This is a genomic window from Dickeya sp. Secpp 1600, from assembly GCF_003049805.1.
GTDB classification, from domain to species: domain Bacteria; phylum Pseudomonadota; class Gammaproteobacteria; order Enterobacterales; family Enterobacteriaceae; genus Dickeya; species Dickeya fangzhongdai.
Window position 1 is genome coordinate 2814426 of record NZ_CP023484.1, and the last position, 13931, is coordinate 2828356.

The window sequence follows — 13931 nt, forward strand, 5'->3', positions numbered from 1 at the left end:
TCATGGTGGCTGTAGGTCATTGTGGTTGTAGAACAAAGTGCTGCGGCGCCACTTCCCGCCATTGCATCGGCGTAGCCGGCAGGCAGGCGGCGATATCCACGCTCAGCGGCTGCCGTTGCCGCTCAATACGCGGATCGGGCACCGGAATGGCGGACAGCAGCGCCTGGGTATAAGGGTGGCGCGGGTGCGAAAACAGGGCTTCCGTCGGCCCCATCTCCACGATTCGCCCGCGCAGCATGACCGCTACCCGGTGACACAGGTAGCGCACCATCGCCAGATCGTGTGCGATGAACAGGTAGGTCAGGCCCAACTGCTCCTGCAAATCCTGAAACAGGTTGACGATCTGTGCCTGAATCGACACATCCAGCGCGGTAATGGGCTCGTCGGCAACGATAAAGCGCGGGTGCAACGCAATCGCCCGGGCAATGCAGACCCGCTGACGCTGGCCACCGGAAAACTCGTGCGGATACCGCCGCATGAAATCCGGCGATAGCCCCACCTGCCGGAACAGCTCCGCCACCCGTTCGCGCCGCGCCTGCGCGCCGGTTTCCAGCCGGTGCACCACCAGCGGCTCCGCCACGACGTCGCCGACGGTCATACGCGGGTTGAGCGCGGAATAGGGATCCTGAAAAATGACCTGCATATCGCGCCGATAGGGCTTGAGCTGCCGCGGCGAGAGCCCGTTCAGGCGCTGGCCGTCAAAGAGAATCTCGCCGCTGTCGGGCCGTTCCAGTTGCAGCACCAGACGCCCGGTGGTGCTTTTACCCGAACCGGACTCCCCCACCAGCCCCAGCGTTTCCCCCGGCCAAATATCGAAGCTGAGGTCGTCCACCGCCTTGTGCGGCGTCTCGCCGGCATGGAGCCAGCCCGCCGCCGGGCGGTAGGTTTTCTGTAACCGCTCGACGCGCAGCAGCGGCGACGGGTTGAGGTTCCCATGAGTCATGCCGCCCCTCCCTGCGCCGCCAGCAGCGCGGGCAAATCGTACCAGGCCGCCACCTGATGGCCGGGCGCACCGTCGGCGACCTGCCGCAGCGGCGGCACCTCGCGCAAGCAGCGCTCGGTGGCGAACGGATTGCGGGGCGCGAACGGATCGCCCGGCGGCAGCCGGGCCGGGTCCGGCGGATTGCCGGGGATCTGATACAACCGTCCGCCGCCGCGCCGGGCGGTGGTCGGCAGCGATTTCAGCAGCCCCCAGGTATAGGCGCTGCGCGGCGCGTCGAAAATGGCCTCCACCGGGCCGCGTTCCATGATGCGGCCGCCGTACATCACCTGTACGGTATCCGCCAGCCCGGCCACCACGCCCATGTCGTGGGTAATCCAGATGACGGTGGTGCCGATCTGACGTTTCAGGTCGCGCACCAGCGCCAGAATCTGCGCCTGGACGGTGACATCCAGCGCGGTGGTGGCTTCGTCGGCGATCAATAGCTTCGGACGGCAGGCGATGCCGATGGCGATCATTACCCGCTGGCGCATACCGCCGGAAAACTCGTGCGGGTACTGGCTCAACCGCTGACGCGGATTGGCGATCCCCACCCGATCCAGCAGCTCGACCACCTGCTCCCGCGCCGCGCGCGCCGACAATCCCAGATGGCGCCGCAACGGCTCCGCCACCTGACGCTCAATGGTCAGTACCGGATTGAGCGAGGTCATCGGGTCCTGAAACACAAAACCGATCTCCCGGCCCCATACCGCGCGCCGCTCTCGCCGCGAAAGCCGCAGCAGGTCGCGTCCGTCGAACCAGACTTCACCGCCGGTCACCCGTCCCGCCGACGCCAGCAGCCCGACCATCGCCAACGCGTGTACGCTTTTACCGGAGCCGGACTCACCGACGATCCCCAGCGTTTCGCCGGCCGTCAGCGTATAGGAAAGATCGTTTACCGCCCGCACCGGCCCGGCGGCGCCGTCAAACACCACACTCAGATTTTTGACTTCCAGCAAGGCCACGGCGTTACACCTCAAGGTAACCGCCGGCGGTGCGCGTCAGGTATTCGCGCCCCCCGTCGGTAATCAGGACGGTATCGGAAATCTGGGTGCCCCCGACGCCCGGCACCCGCAGGTTCGGTTCAAAGGTGATCAGCATGCCCGGCTCCAGTACCAGCGACGATCGCGGATCCAGCGAGGCGTGTTCATGCGCGCCCAACCCGATGCCGTGGCCGATGCGGCCGGGAATGTAATCGCCGTACCCCTGCGCCGTCAGCCGGGATTTCACCGCCAGAAACAGCTCCCGATAGGGCGTGCCGGGGCGGATCAGCGCATCCACCTCGCTGCGAATCGTCAAAATGGTGTCCAGCAGCCGCCGTTGCGGGTCCGCCAGCGGACCGAGCGCTACCATGCGCTCGTTTTCCGCATGGATGCCGTTGGCGATGCTCCAGATAAATATGCCGACGGTTTCGCCACGCTGCGGCCGACGCGTAGTCGGGTTGTCGCAGTTGAAAAACAGCCGTTCCCCCGCCAGCGCCCAGGTCGCCAGTCCGCTCTGGACGCCGCCTTCCAGCGAGCCGAAGTCGCACACTTCCACCTGCGGATAATCCTGCGCCCACAGCTGTTGCATGGCGACGGTGGATGCCAGGCTGATTTCCCGTTCGTTGCCGCCGGCGGCGACCGCCGCAATCGCCGCGTCCATCCCCCGGTCGGCCAGACGCGCCGCGATGCGGGCATGGGCGATTTCATCCTCGTCCTTGACCAGGCGGGCATGTTCCAGCAGCGCCGAAATGTCGGTAAAACTCGCCTGCGGCAGCGTCTGCCGCAGTTCATGAACCCGCCGCAACGACAGAAAATCCTCTTCGATGCCGACGGTTTTATCCGCCAGACCGAGATCGCCCAGAATCGCCGCCAACGCCGTCTGCCAGTCGGCGCCCAGCGTCACCTTGTTCGACCAGGCGCCATACAGTCGCACATCGCCCACCCAGGCGCTGCCGCGCCCGTGATCGTCGCGCAGCGCGTGTACCAGCATGATCGGGTCGTGCCCGGCGGCGACAATAGCGATCACCGGGTGGGAATAGATAATCGGGTTAAACCCGCTGAGGTAGAAACTGTGCTCCGGCTTGAAGCACACCATGACATCGACGCCTTGCGCCGTCATCGCCCGGCGAACGCGCTCGATACGGGCCGGAAGCCGCGACGCGGCAGAAGTATGAAGCGGTGAATTCATCGTTGGTTCCTCAATGTCGGGTCAAAATAGTCGCGCAACCCATCGCCCAGCAGGTTGACGCTCAAAACCGTGAGCAGAATGCTCAGGCCGGGAAAGGTGACGATCCACCAGGCGCTGGACAGATAAACCCGCCCGTCCGCCAGCATCCGCCCCCAGCTTGGGGCGGGCGGTTGAACCCCCAGCCCGAGAAACGACAGCGCCGCATCCATGATGATGATGCGCGCCAGTTCCAGCGTCGCCACCACCAGCGCGGGCGTCAGCACATTGGGCAGAATATGGCGCAGCAGAATGCGCCAGCCGCTCGCGCCGATGGCCTGCGCCGACAGGATGAACTCCCGTTCGCGCAGCGACAGCGTCTGCCCGCGGATAATGCGGGCAAAGCGGATCCAACTGGTCAACGCCAGCACCAACACCAGGTTCTGCAGCGACGGCCCCAGCGCAGCCACCACCAGCAGCGCCAGCAGCATCAGCGGCAACGCCAGTTGAATATCCACCAGTCGCATCAGCACGCGGTCGATTAGCCCGCCGTGATACCCGGCCAGCATGCCCAGCAGCACGCCGACGACGCCGCCCAGCAGAACCGCGCTCAGCGCCACCATCAGCGTGACGCGGCTGCCGAACAGCAGCCGCGACAGCACGTCGCGCCCCAGCTCATCGGTGCCAAATGGATGCGCTCCCGGCGCCAGCAGCCCGCTCCAGCTCGGCGGCTGCATACGCAGCAGCAGGCTCGACTGGGTGGGCGACGGCAATCCGAGCCAGGGCGCCGCCAGCGCCGCCGCCAACAGCAACAGGATCATCGCCAGACCAAACAGACCGCCGCGGTGGCGGCCCAGCGCTACAACCAAGCTTTTCATCGCTTCGCCTCCTTAACGACGTCGGGAAATGCGCGGATCAAGCACGCCGTACAGCATGTCCACCATCACATTGATGACGATGAACAGCACGGCGACCACCACCACGCCGGCCTGGATCACCGGGAAATCGTGCACCTGAATCGCCTGCACGATCAGCCGTCCGACCCCGGGCCAGGCAAACACCGTTTCCGTCACCACCGAACCGCCCAGCAGCTCGCCGGCGATAATGCCCACCATGGTGACCACCGGGATCAGCGCATTGCGCGCCACGTGCCAGAAAAACACCGTATGCGGCAACAGCCCTTTAGCGCGGGCGGTGCGCACATAGTCCTCCCGCAGGGCATCAAGCATGGAAGAGCGCAGCAGACGAGCGATGGAGGCGGTGACGAAGACCGCCAGCGTGGCGGCAGGTAGCACCACATGGCGCACGCCGCCCGCGCCGCCGGTGGGAAGCCAGCCCAATTGCACCGCAAACAGCAGGATCAGCATCACGCCCAGCCAGAATACCGGCGTCGCCTGCCCCAGCAGCGCCGCCACCATCACCAACAGCTCCAGCAACGTGCCGCGCATCAGGGCGGCGACCGCGCCCGCCGCCGCGCCCAGCAGCACCCCGAACAGCAGCGCCGTCAGCGCCAGCGTCACGGTGGCGGGCATATGCCGCAGCACCACGTCAAACGCCGGCTGCATGTACTGAAAAGAGATGCCGAAATCCCCGTGCAGCATGGCCCACAGCGTATGGGCGTACTGCTGGTATAAGGGGCGGTCCAGCCCCAACGCATGCCGCATGGCGTCCAGCTCCGCCTGCCCGGCCCCTACCGGCAACAGCAGTACGGTGGGGTCCCCCAGTACGCGGGTGACGAAAAACACCAGCGTCACCACGCCCCAGACGGCGATCAGCGCTTCCGATAGGCGAACCAGAATAAAGCGCGCCATCACACCTCCTGCGGCGACAGGAAGGCGCGGATCGCAGCCAGAACGCGGGCGTTCTGCTCGATATGCACCGGATGGTTGGCGCCGGCGATCTCCAGATAGCGCGCCCCCGGAATGCCTTCGGCGATCAGCCGGGATTGCTCCGGCGGGCAGATCCAGTCTTCGCCGCCCACCACCACCAGCGTCGGCGTCTGAATATCCGCCAGACGGTGCCGCAGGTCATAGGCTTTGTCGGCGAACAATGCGTTGTGGGTTGCGGCGTGCAGCGACAGCGTGCGAGTGCGCTCCAGCGCGGCGTCGGCGTCAAACTGCTCGTAATACAGCGGCTGCAACGCCAGCCAGATCAGGCGCAGTTCGACGTCATCCGTCACGCGGTCGGAAAACAGTTTGTCGATCATAGCCAGCGACGCGCTGGGCGCCTTGTGCAACCGCGCTTTGAAGTTGGCGACGGCTTGCGCCTCGTGGTGATGGCTGGGGGCGGTGCCGCGCAGAATCAGATGCGACAGCCCCTGCGGATATTTCAGCGCGTAGCTCAGGGCGATCATCCCGCCGAAGGAACCGCCGAGCACGATAACCGGCTTGTCGCCGGCCAGCTGTCGGCGCACCGCGTCCAGATCGTCCACCAACTGGTCGAAGGTAAACGGCGGCGTCAGGCTCGACCGCCCGCAGCCGCGCTGATCGTAGGCAATGAGATGGTAGCGATCCGCCAGCGGCAGAAACGCCTGAAAGTCACCGCGGTGATCGCCGATGCCGCGGCCGCCATGCAGGATAATGACGGCTTGCGGATGTGATTCTCCCGCCTGCGCGTACACCAGCGAGGCGCCGTTGACGACAATTTCAGCCATGCCGCACCTCGTCGACGTCGCGCCATTCGTCGCCCAGCAACTCCGGCGTCTCAAACGCCAGCAGGTCGGCGTAGTGTTGTTCACGATCCTCCACGAACAGGCTGCGGATGATGCCCTGCGTCAGCCGGCGAGCGCCGTCGCTCACCGCCGGAATATCGCCGGACAGCTTGCCGTGGGTAAGGGTCGAGGGGTAATTGAAACAGTGGATCCGCGCCAGCAGCGGGCTTTGTTCCGGCGTTTTGGTCTGAAATTCGAACGCCGGCCCCAGATAGGGCGCCGCCGCCAGCTCCGCGTTTTCCAGACCCGCCGCGGGCGTAAACACATCGCGCCACTGTTTGATGGCCGGAACGAAGTACGCCAGTTCGCTACGCTGCGGCAAATCCACCTGAAAACCGGTGGCGAAAATCACGAAATCAACCGACCAGTCGCCTTTGGGCGTGGTCAGGCGCACCGCGCCATCCGTCGCGCTCAACGCCTCGACCGGGCTGCCGGCATGGAAAAAGGCGTTGGCATGGCGCGACACCCGCAGGGTGGAATCCCGCGGCGGCGGCGTCTGGGCCGCCAACGTGGTGTGCAGAAATTGCCACTTCCAGTCGTCGCTGAGCCCCAGAAACCCCTGCACCACCCCCTGACTGGAAATGCCGGTAAATTTGTTGATGCGCGGAATATCCTGCCGTCGGAAAAACAGATGCGCTTCGCCTGCCCCACGCTCCAACGCTTCGGCGGCATTGTCCATCGCCGACGCGCCCGCACCGATCACCGCCACACGTTTACCGCGCAGGGCGTCAAAGTCGATGTCGTCGGAGGTGTGCGCCCAGTAGCGCCGATCCAGCGTATCGGCGATGGCCGGCACATACGGCCCGCCCAGCCCGTCACGCCCGCTCGCCACCACCACCCGGCGTGCGTAGCGGCGCCGCACCTCGCCGGTGGTCAGATGGCGGGTTTCCAGCGCCAGCAGCCCGTCCACGCCCGGCAAAATACGGGTGATCTCGGTGTCGTTCTGCACCGGCAAATCCAACGCCCGCCGGTACCAGACCAGATAATCCATCCACTGGGTGCGGGGGATCTTATCCAGCTCCGCCCAGGCGTCGGCGCCGAACTGCGCCTGATACCAGGCGCGAAACGTCAGCGACGCCAACCCCAGCGCCGGGCCGGTCAACTGCTTCGGCGATCGCAGCGTTTCCATGCGCGCGTAGGTTTTCCACGGTCCTTCACGCCCGGCGGGCGCCCGGTCAAAGCAGCGCACATTATCCACCCCCGCCAGCCGCAACGCCGCAGCGGCGGCCAATCCGCACATGCCAGCCCCCAGAATCGCCACATCCAGCACCGGTTGCCCATCCTCCGTCTGTCGCGGCGGCACCCAGGACCGGGCGGGCAATTCCAGCCATTGCAGTTCCTCTTTCAATCGGGCTTCCAGCGCGGGCAGCCCGCCCTCTTGTTGTGACGCCATGAATCCTGCTCCTGTGTTCGGTCATGCCAGCGGACGGACATCCGCTTAATATGTTTTTTTCACATTATTAACGCGCTTTGATTTGTTTTATTAATGATAAAAAACACTGAGGTTATGAGGAAAATTGCATATACATCACCGGGAAAATGCCGCATCCTGTCGCCAAAATTGACCAGGCTCACGACGGACAGACCGCGCGTTGGTGATAATCCCGCCGCGTTTTCCCGTCGGGAAGACACGGAGTGCGTCAACGAGCTATGCGGGAGATCCTGTGAAAAAACCACAACGGACGGAAGACGGCGCCATGACCCATACCACCCTGCTGGACGATCTGGATTTACGCCAGTTGGAAGCCTTCGCCACGGTGATTTCCGCAGGCAGCATTACCGCGGCGGCCAGGCTGCTGCATCGTTCCCAGCCTGCCGTGACCCGTCTGATTCAGGAGTTCGAAAGCAAAATCGGTTACCCGCTGTTCCAGCGCAACGGGCCGCGCATTACCCCGACCGAGCAGGCGTATCAGTTGCACGAATCGGTAGAGCATGCGCTGATCTCGCTGCGGCAGGTGCAGGTGCGGGTACGGGAGATCGCCGACGACGAAGAGAAACCGCTGGTGGTGGCCGCCACGCCGGCGATGGCGGTCGGCCTGTTGCCGCAGGCGCTGTCGCGGCTGACGCTGACCGCGCCGTTACAGTTGCTCAGCCAGTCCGCCGAGCAGACGCTGCAGGCGGTGATTGCAGGACATGCCGATCTGGCCATCAGCAGCCTGCCGCTGGAGCATCAGAATGTGAATCGCCACTGGATCGGCCAGTCCCGCTGCGTGGTAGTGCTAAACGATAGCGATCCGCTGGCGCAGGCGCCGGTGGTGACGTTGCAGGCGCTGGCCAGCCGTCGGCTAATTACGCTGTACAACCCGTACCGGCTGCGCAACCGCTTTGAGCAGGTGCTAAAAAAAGCGGGCATCAAACCCCGGTACGTGATCGAAACCAATTCTTCCGCCACCATTCTGTCCTGCGTGCGCGCCGGATTGGGCGCGGCGATTACCGAACCGGTGACGGCCTACGGCCTGCCGCTGGACGGGCTGGCGATTCGGGAACTGGATACGGACATTCCCTACCACTTCGGCGTGGTGACGCCGCAGTCCCGGACGCCAAGAACGCCGGTGCTGCAACTGATCGACGCGCTGGAGGCCAGCGCCCGGGAACGCTTACCGGCGTTTACCCTGTTTCATTCAGACGATCATCACCGCATCATGACCACGCTGAATAACTAGGCAGCCAGGAATCGAGGCACGCGGGGCGACCGTCAGGATGAAGCGCTGCTGCGTAGATTCTGGGATATAGCGATAATCATCACCGGAATTAAAAATCGCTTATCCGGATTTATTGCGCAAAAAAATATATTTCCGCCATGTTCATTCATCAGCAATTAATGAATGAATCATGCGCGTAAAGCATAAAAACACCGTCGGCTACCGGCGAAGATAAATTACCGCCTCTGGCGGGACGGGCTTCGTGCGCGCTTGTTTCAGGCATCGCGCTATCTGACCGCGCCTGCCGGGCGGTGCTGGAGCAGCATTCCGTTATTTTCATCCACCGAGGGGAATAATTCATGCCCGCCGGGCGGAATACGCTATCGCAAATATAACCAGAGCAAAGATAACCCGGACGAAATCCGATTCGTTGTAAGGACTCAATTATGAAAGTCGCTATTCTGGGAGCCGGCAATATCGGCCTGGCCAGCGCGGGCTGGCTGGCGCACGCCGGGCATACGCCGGTGCTGTGGTCGGCAGTGGCGGACGAACTGCTGGCGTTGCAGCAAGCGGGAGGTCTGCTGACCTGTTCCGGGGTCCTCGCCGGGCAGTACCGGCTGACGATCACGCCGGATATCGCAAAAGCGGTGGCGGACGCGCAGGCCGTCCTGCTGTGCGTACCCGGCTATGGTCACCGGGCGGTGATGGACGCGCTGGCGCCCCATCTGCAACCGGGCCAGTCGGTTATCATCAACAGCGCCTGCTCGCTCAGCGCGCTGTATCTGGCGGATCGGCTGGCAGCGCGCGGCCTTACGCTGCCGATCATCACCTGGGGTACCACGCTGCTGACCGCCCGACGCCAGCCGGACGGTCACTCCGTCGCCCTCATGGCGGCCCGTCAGTTCGTGGATGTCGCCACTGTGCCAGTCACGCATAACGCGCAGAGCATCGCGCTGTGCGCCGGGCTTTTCGGCGCGCGCTTCCGGGCGCAATCCGACGTCCTGGCGACATCGCTCATCAATATCAACCCGATTGCCCACCTCGGGCTGGCGCTATGTAATGTGACCCGCATTGAGCGCCATGAAAGCTGGCCGCAGTATCACTACCTGACCGACGGCGTGGCGCGGTTGATTGGCGCGCTGGAGAGGGAACGGCAGCAGTTGGCGGCGGCGTTCGATCTGTCGCTGCACAGCATTGAGGAACACTTCCGGCAGTCATTCGACCTGCCGCAGCAAGAACTGGCGGATATCGCCGCCGAACTGCACCGCCGACGCGGCGGCCCGGCGGGACCGCAAACGCTGGACACCCGGTTTATTCTGGAGGATACCCCGTACGGACTGGTGTTTGCCGAGACTATCGCTCGTTACGCGGGGCTGCCGCTGCCGTTGCACACCGCCGCCATCCATGTCGCCAGCGCCATCTGGGGACAGGACCTGCGCCGACAGAATAACATCCTGCCCGCGCTGGCGCTGGATACCCTGTCGCCGGACGCCTTCCGGCGACGCATCCGTCAGGGCTACGCCTGACCCCGGCTACACTGCGTCCGGCTGCAAATTCAGCAGCCGGATGATGGTGTGCATCACCGCGTCGTCGTCGTTAGAACCGGTAATAAAGCGGGCGGCGGCCTTGGTTTCCTCAAACGCATTGCGCATGGCGAAACTGTAGTCGCCGCAACGCATCAGCTCAATGTCGTTTAACCCGTCGCCGAAGACCGCGGTTTCTTCCGGCATTACCTGCAACATGTTCTGCAATCGGGCCACCGTGCTGCCTTTGTGCACCCCGACATCGGCGATATCAATCCAGGCCGCTTCGGACACCACGATATAAGCGCGATCGTCATAGGGCGCCAGATGGGTGCGGGTCTGATGGCAACGCCCTTTTTCATCGAACAGGGAGATTTTGACAAAATCATCCCGCACAGCGTTGAAATCCGCCACCAGCCGGACGGTAGCGTAGGATTTTTTCACTTTCTCGATCATCGCCGGCGCCAGCGAATCTTTCAGCACCGCGCCATCGGGGGTACAGGCGATGATCACATGTTCCTGATTCACCGCGTCCAGCGTGGCGATCATCTGCCGGCCGAGCGCATTGTCGATCAGCGACTGATAGACGTACTCGCCCCGGTGCCGGATACGGGTGGCGCTGTCGCCCAGAATCCAGAAATCCGCCGCCGGCGCGCCGAACAGTTCTTCAACCCGGTCGCACTGCTTGCCGGTACAGGGCGCAAACTGTACCTGCTTGCGTTGCATTAGCGCCCTGACCTCGGCAAACAACGCCTGATTGAACTCGCCGTGGCGGTTGAGAAACGTGCCGTCCAGATCGGTAATAATCAGCTTAATCATCACTTTTCTCCGTCATGTGTCCGAACGATTAGACCTTCACTGCTTTGGCGCTCAGCCCAACCAGCGCCAGCAACGCCGCCACCACCAGAAACGCGGCCGACAGGCTGCTGTGATGGGCGATAAACCCGATACTCGCCGGTCCGGCCAATACCCCGAGATAGCCCAGCGTCGTCACCGCCGGCACCGCAGCCGCCTGCGGCATACTGGTCTGACGGCCAATGGCGGAGAACATGATCGGCACGATATTGGAGCACCCCAGCCCGATCAGCGCATACCCCAGCAGCGCCACCGGCCAGAACGGCACCCACACCGCCAGCATCAGACCGGCGACCGCCATCGACGCCCCCAGCATCACCACGGGTTGCGGCCCCAGTTTCGTCACCACCCGGTCCCCGGTCAGGCGACCGAGCGTCATGGCGGCGGCAAAACACGCAAAACCGAGCGCCCCTTGCGCGTCCGGCATCCCGCGATGCTCGGTCAGAAAGACCGCGCTCCAGTCCAACACCGTGCCTTCGGCCAGGAACACGGCAAAACAGATGAGGCCCAGCACCAGCACCGCGCCGCGGGGAATGGCGAACGCCGGGCCTTCCGGCGGATTGGCGTACGTTAGCAGGCCGGACAGATGCGTCAGCAATAACAAGAGCGCCGCCAGTACGCTAAGCAGGCTGGCCGCCAGCGGCGACAGCCCCAGCGACATCATGCCGCTCATCGCCCCGGCGCCAACGATGCCGCCAATGCTGTAAAACCCGTGAAACCCCGACATCATGGCTTTGCCCGCCGCCTTTTCCACCAGAATCGCCTGCACGTTCATGGCGCAGTCGGTGGTGCCGACCCCGACGCCGAATACCAGCAGCGCGATCGCCAGCCACAGAGTATCCGGAATCACCGCCAGCCACGGCAGCGTCAGGCTAAACAGCAACACCGCCAGCGCGATAACCTTACGGCAGCCAAAGCGAGTGGTCAGCATCCCCGTGACCGGCATCGCCACCAGCGCGCCGCCGCCCAGACACAGCAACAGCAGGCCGAGCGTACCGTCATCGACAGCGGTATTCAGCTTGGCAAAGGGCACCAGCGCCGCCCAGACGGCGGTGGCGAACCCGGCCAGAAAAAACATGACGCGCGTCGCCCGTTGTTCGCGCCGTCCGGGTTCGTCGATGACGCGGCCCGACAAAGGGGAATTTTTCAGGGAATCCGTTAACTGTGGCATAAACGATACTGTCTCGTGTGAAAGGTATTGACCAATAACCGCCGCGGCGCGCGCCGCATATCAACTATCCATTAGGCTATTCAGTAAACTATCCATTAAGGACTTGCAGCACGTCTTCATGCAACCGCGGGCACCCCGTCGCCAGAATTTGCCCGCCGGCTTCCGGCCGTTCGCCCTGTAGCGTGGTCACCACGCCGCCCGCCTGCTCCACAATCGGGATAAAAGCCGCAATGTCATAAGGTTGCAGCGCATACTCCAGGCAGATATCGATGTGCCCGGCGGCCAGCATCGCCATCGCGTAGCATTCGCCGCCGTAACGGGTCATCAGCGTGCGCCCGGTCAGTTCGGCGAAGCGAATCTGTGGATGACGTTCAATCGGTTCCGGCGAGGTGGTATGCAGAATGGCCTGACCGAGCGGGACATTCTTGCGTGTCGCAAGCCGGCGTTCGTCCCCCTGTGGACCGCGATACCAGGCATGCCGCCCATCGGCCCAAAACGCCTCGCCGGTGAACGGCTGGCTCATCATGCCCATCACGGCGCGCCCCTGATATAACAACCCGATCAGCGTGCCCCATACCGGCAGTCCGCACAAAAACGGCCGGGTGCCGTCGACCGGGTCCAGAATCCACTGAATGTCGCCGCTGCCGGTCGCGCCGAATTCCTCGCCCAAAATCGCGTGTTCCGGATAGTGTTCGGTAATCAATGCCCGAATCGCCCGTTCCGCTTCCCGATCGGCATCCGTCACCGGATCGAAGCGAAATCCCTCTTTGGGTTTGCTGCCGACATGCAGATTCTGGTGTGAGCGAAAACGTGGCAGGGTTTGCTGGCTGGCCGCTTCGGCCAACGTATGAAAAAACGCCATATCCGGCAGTGGCTGACTCATGGTATTCACCTCTTGCGATAGCATGCACATCAACAATATTGGATTGACAAAGCGCGTCACGATGATTGATTCTGCTCGTTACGCTCGATTTATTTATCTATAAGGATTGGTTATGCTCGATTATGCATCTTTTCCTGAGCAGCGACAATCCCTGATCCGGGATCGGCTGCACCAGGAAGGCCGGGTGGTATGTACATTGCTGTCGCAGGAATTGCAGGTATCGGAACACACCATACGGCGCGACTTGCAGGAACTGGCGCGCGAAGGCGTGTGTAAGCGGGTCTATGGCGGCGCCGTCAGCCTGGCTCCCGCTGACGGTCATTTCATCACCCGCGCCGCTGCCGACAGCGAGGCCAAAGATCGGCTGGGTCAGTCCTGCGCGGCGCTGGTTCAGGCGGGTCAATGCGTGTTTATCGATTCCGGCTCCACCAATCTGGCTATCGCCCGGGCGATTCCGGCCTCGTTATCCGTGACCGTGGTCACCAACTCCCCCGCTATCGCGCTGGAAATGATGAAATCACCCCATGCGGAGGTGATCATGCTCGGTGGACGGGTACAACCGCGCACCGGCGGCGCGCTTGGCATCACACCGCAAAAACAGCTGGAGAACATCTATTTCGACCTCTGCTTTCTGGGCGGCTGCGCGCTGGACGCCGCCGAAGGGCTGACCGTGTTTGACTACGAAGACGCGGAGTTCAAGCAGGCGGCGGCGCGCAAGAGCAACGAGATTGTGGTGGCGATGACGTCGGACAAGCTCCCGGCGATCGCCCGCTACCATGTCATCCCCTGCGAAGACATCACCACCCTGGTGGTGGAACCGGCGATCCCGGCGGATAAACTCGCGCCGTTTATCGACAAACAGCTGCCTATCCGCTTTGCCGATGTGCGATAAATCAGCCCTTATGCCGCACGTATTACCCGCCCCGGCGCGCGGGCGGGTAACGCGGGGTTAGCCACCTCGCCGTCCCGGCCTGTGACACCGTCTGTTTCAGGTAAGCCTCTTAGCTTTACCTTATCTAT

The 13931-nt window shown here is 63.4% G+C and carries 13 protein-coding genes; 3 read left to right on the plus strand and 10 right to left on the minus strand.

The genetic code is table 11. The annotated features are described in order from the left end of the window. Nucleotides 1–16: 16 nt before the first annotated feature. From CPA59_RS12550 to CPA59_RS12580, 7 genes are read right to left on the minus strand one after another with little or no spacing between them, the layout of a single operon-like run. On the minus strand, nucleotides 17–943 hold the full coding sequence (locus CPA59_RS12550; protein WP_038919251.1) for an ABC transporter ATP-binding protein: 927 nt from the start codon (nucleotides 941–943) through the stop codon (nucleotides 17–19). Beyond that, complete coding sequence (locus CPA59_RS12555) at nucleotides 940–1944, minus strand: ABC transporter ATP-binding protein (protein WP_107759543.1); 1005 nt, start codon at nucleotides 1942–1944, stop codon at nucleotides 940–942. Before CPA59_RS12555 ends, CPA59_RS12550 begins: the two co-directional genes overlap by 4 nt. A 4-nt stretch (nucleotides 1945–1948) precedes the next feature. Then, nucleotides 1949–3151, minus strand: coding sequence for a Xaa-Pro peptidase family protein (locus CPA59_RS12560; RefSeq protein ID WP_107759545.1), 1203 nt, complete (start codon nucleotides 3149–3151; stop codon nucleotides 1949–1951). Next, on the minus strand, nucleotides 3148–4005 hold the full coding sequence (locus CPA59_RS12565; protein ID WP_107759547.1) for an ABC transporter permease: 858 nt from the start codon (nucleotides 4003–4005) through the stop codon (nucleotides 3148–3150). The genes CPA59_RS12560 and CPA59_RS12565 overlap by 4 nt, the downstream gene beginning before the upstream one ends. A gap of 12 nt (nucleotides 4006–4017) precedes the next feature. Further along, the gene (locus CPA59_RS12570; protein ID WP_107759549.1) at nucleotides 4018–4938 is read right to left on the minus strand and encodes an ABC transporter permease; all 921 of its coding nucleotides are present in this window, start codon (nucleotides 4936–4938) and stop codon (nucleotides 4018–4020) included. Beyond that, nucleotides 4938–5780: an alpha/beta fold hydrolase gene (locus CPA59_RS12575; protein ID WP_107759551.1), complete on the minus strand. Its 843-nt coding sequence runs from the start codon at nucleotides 5778–5780 to the stop codon at nucleotides 4938–4940. Before CPA59_RS12575 ends, CPA59_RS12570 begins: the two co-directional genes overlap by 1 nt. Continuing rightward, nucleotides 5773–7230: an NAD(P)-binding domain-containing protein gene (locus CPA59_RS12580; protein WP_107759553.1), complete on the minus strand. Its 1458-nt coding sequence runs from the start codon at nucleotides 7228–7230 to the stop codon at nucleotides 5773–5775. The genes CPA59_RS12575 and CPA59_RS12580 overlap by 8 nt, the downstream gene beginning before the upstream one ends. A gap of 304 nt (nucleotides 7231–7534) precedes the next feature. On the opposite strand from CPA59_RS12580, the gene CPA59_RS12585 reads away from it, so the two are divergent. Further along, on the plus strand, nucleotides 7535–8500 hold the full coding sequence (locus tag CPA59_RS12585; RefSeq protein WP_107759555.1) for a LysR substrate-binding domain-containing protein: 966 nt from the start codon (nucleotides 7535–7537) through the stop codon (nucleotides 8498–8500). 425 nt (nucleotides 8501–8925) lie between these two features. Then, nucleotides 8926–10005, plus strand: a complete 1080-nt coding sequence (locus tag CPA59_RS12590; protein ID WP_107759556.1) for an NAD/NADP-dependent octopine/nopaline dehydrogenase family protein — start codon at nucleotides 8926–8928, stop codon at nucleotides 10003–10005. Between the two features lie 6 nt (nucleotides 10006–10011). Here the strand turns inward: CPA59_RS12590 and CPA59_RS12595 are convergent, their stop codons facing one another. The 3 genes from CPA59_RS12595 to hisN form a co-directional block, all read right to left on the minus strand. Then, nucleotides 10012–10821 carry an HAD family hydrolase gene (locus CPA59_RS12595; RefSeq protein ID WP_107759558.1) on the minus strand — a complete coding sequence of 270 codons (810 nt, stop codon included), beginning with the start codon at nucleotides 10819–10821 and terminating at the stop codon, nucleotides 10012–10014. Nucleotides 10822–10849: 28 nt separating this feature from the next. Next, nucleotides 10850–12028: an MFS transporter gene (locus CPA59_RS12600; protein WP_107759560.1), complete on the minus strand. Its 1179-nt coding sequence runs from the start codon at nucleotides 12026–12028 to the stop codon at nucleotides 10850–10852. Between the two features lie 88 nt (nucleotides 12029–12116). Continuing rightward, nucleotides 12117–12911, minus strand: coding sequence for a histidinol-phosphatase (gene hisN, locus CPA59_RS12605; RefSeq protein ID WP_107759562.1), 795 nt, complete (start codon nucleotides 12909–12911; stop codon nucleotides 12117–12119). 112 nt (nucleotides 12912–13023) lie between these two features. Between hisN and CPA59_RS12610 the strand changes: the two genes are divergently transcribed. Continuing rightward, nucleotides 13024–13803 carry a DeoR/GlpR family DNA-binding transcription regulator gene (locus CPA59_RS12610; RefSeq protein WP_038919264.1) on the plus strand — a complete coding sequence of 260 codons (780 nt, stop codon included), beginning with the start codon at nucleotides 13024–13026 and terminating at the stop codon, nucleotides 13801–13803. The last annotated feature ends 128 nt before the right edge of the window (nucleotides 13804–13931 follow it).

Coding starts and splice junctions, on each gene's coding strand:
- CPA59_RS12595 (WP_107759558.1), bottom strand. CDS start 10,821: ATGATTAAGCTGATTATTACCGATCTGGACGGCACGTTTCTCAACCGC.
- CPA59_RS12580 (WP_107759553.1), bottom strand. CDS start 7,230: ATGGCGTCACAACAAGAGGGCGGGCTGCCCGCGCTGGAAGCCCGATTG.
- CPA59_RS12590 (WP_107759556.1), top strand. CDS start 8,926: ATGAAAGTCGCTATTCTGGGAGCCGGCAATATCGGCCTGGCCAGCGCG.
- hisN (WP_107759562.1), bottom strand. CDS start 12,911: ATGAGTCAGCCACTGCCGGATATGGCGTTTTTTCATACGTTGGCCGAA.
- CPA59_RS12610 (WP_038919264.1), top strand. CDS start 13,024: ATGCTCGATTATGCATCTTTTCCTGAGCAGCGACAATCCCTGATCCGG.
- CPA59_RS12560 (WP_107759545.1), bottom strand. CDS start 3,151: ATGAATTCACCGCTTCATACTTCTGCCGCGTCGCGGCTTCCGGCCCGT.
- CPA59_RS12570 (WP_107759549.1), bottom strand. CDS start 4,938: ATGGCGCGCTTTATTCTGGTTCGCCTATCGGAAGCGCTGATCGCCGTC.
- CPA59_RS12550 (WP_038919251.1), bottom strand. CDS start 943: ATGACTCATGGGAACCTCAACCCGTCGCCGCTGCTGCGCGTCGAGCGG.
- CPA59_RS12585 (WP_107759555.1), top strand. CDS start 7,535: ATGACCCATACCACCCTGCTGGACGATCTGGATTTACGCCAGTTGGAA.
- CPA59_RS12565 (WP_107759547.1), bottom strand. CDS start 4,005: ATGAAAAGCTTGGTTGTAGCGCTGGGCCGCCACCGCGGCGGTCTGTTT.
- CPA59_RS12600 (WP_107759560.1), bottom strand. CDS start 12,028: ATGCCACAGTTAACGGATTCCCTGAAAAATTCCCCTTTGTCGGGCCGC.
- CPA59_RS12575 (WP_107759551.1), bottom strand. CDS start 5,780: ATGGCTGAAATTGTCGTCAACGGCGCCTCGCTGGTGTACGCGCAGGCG.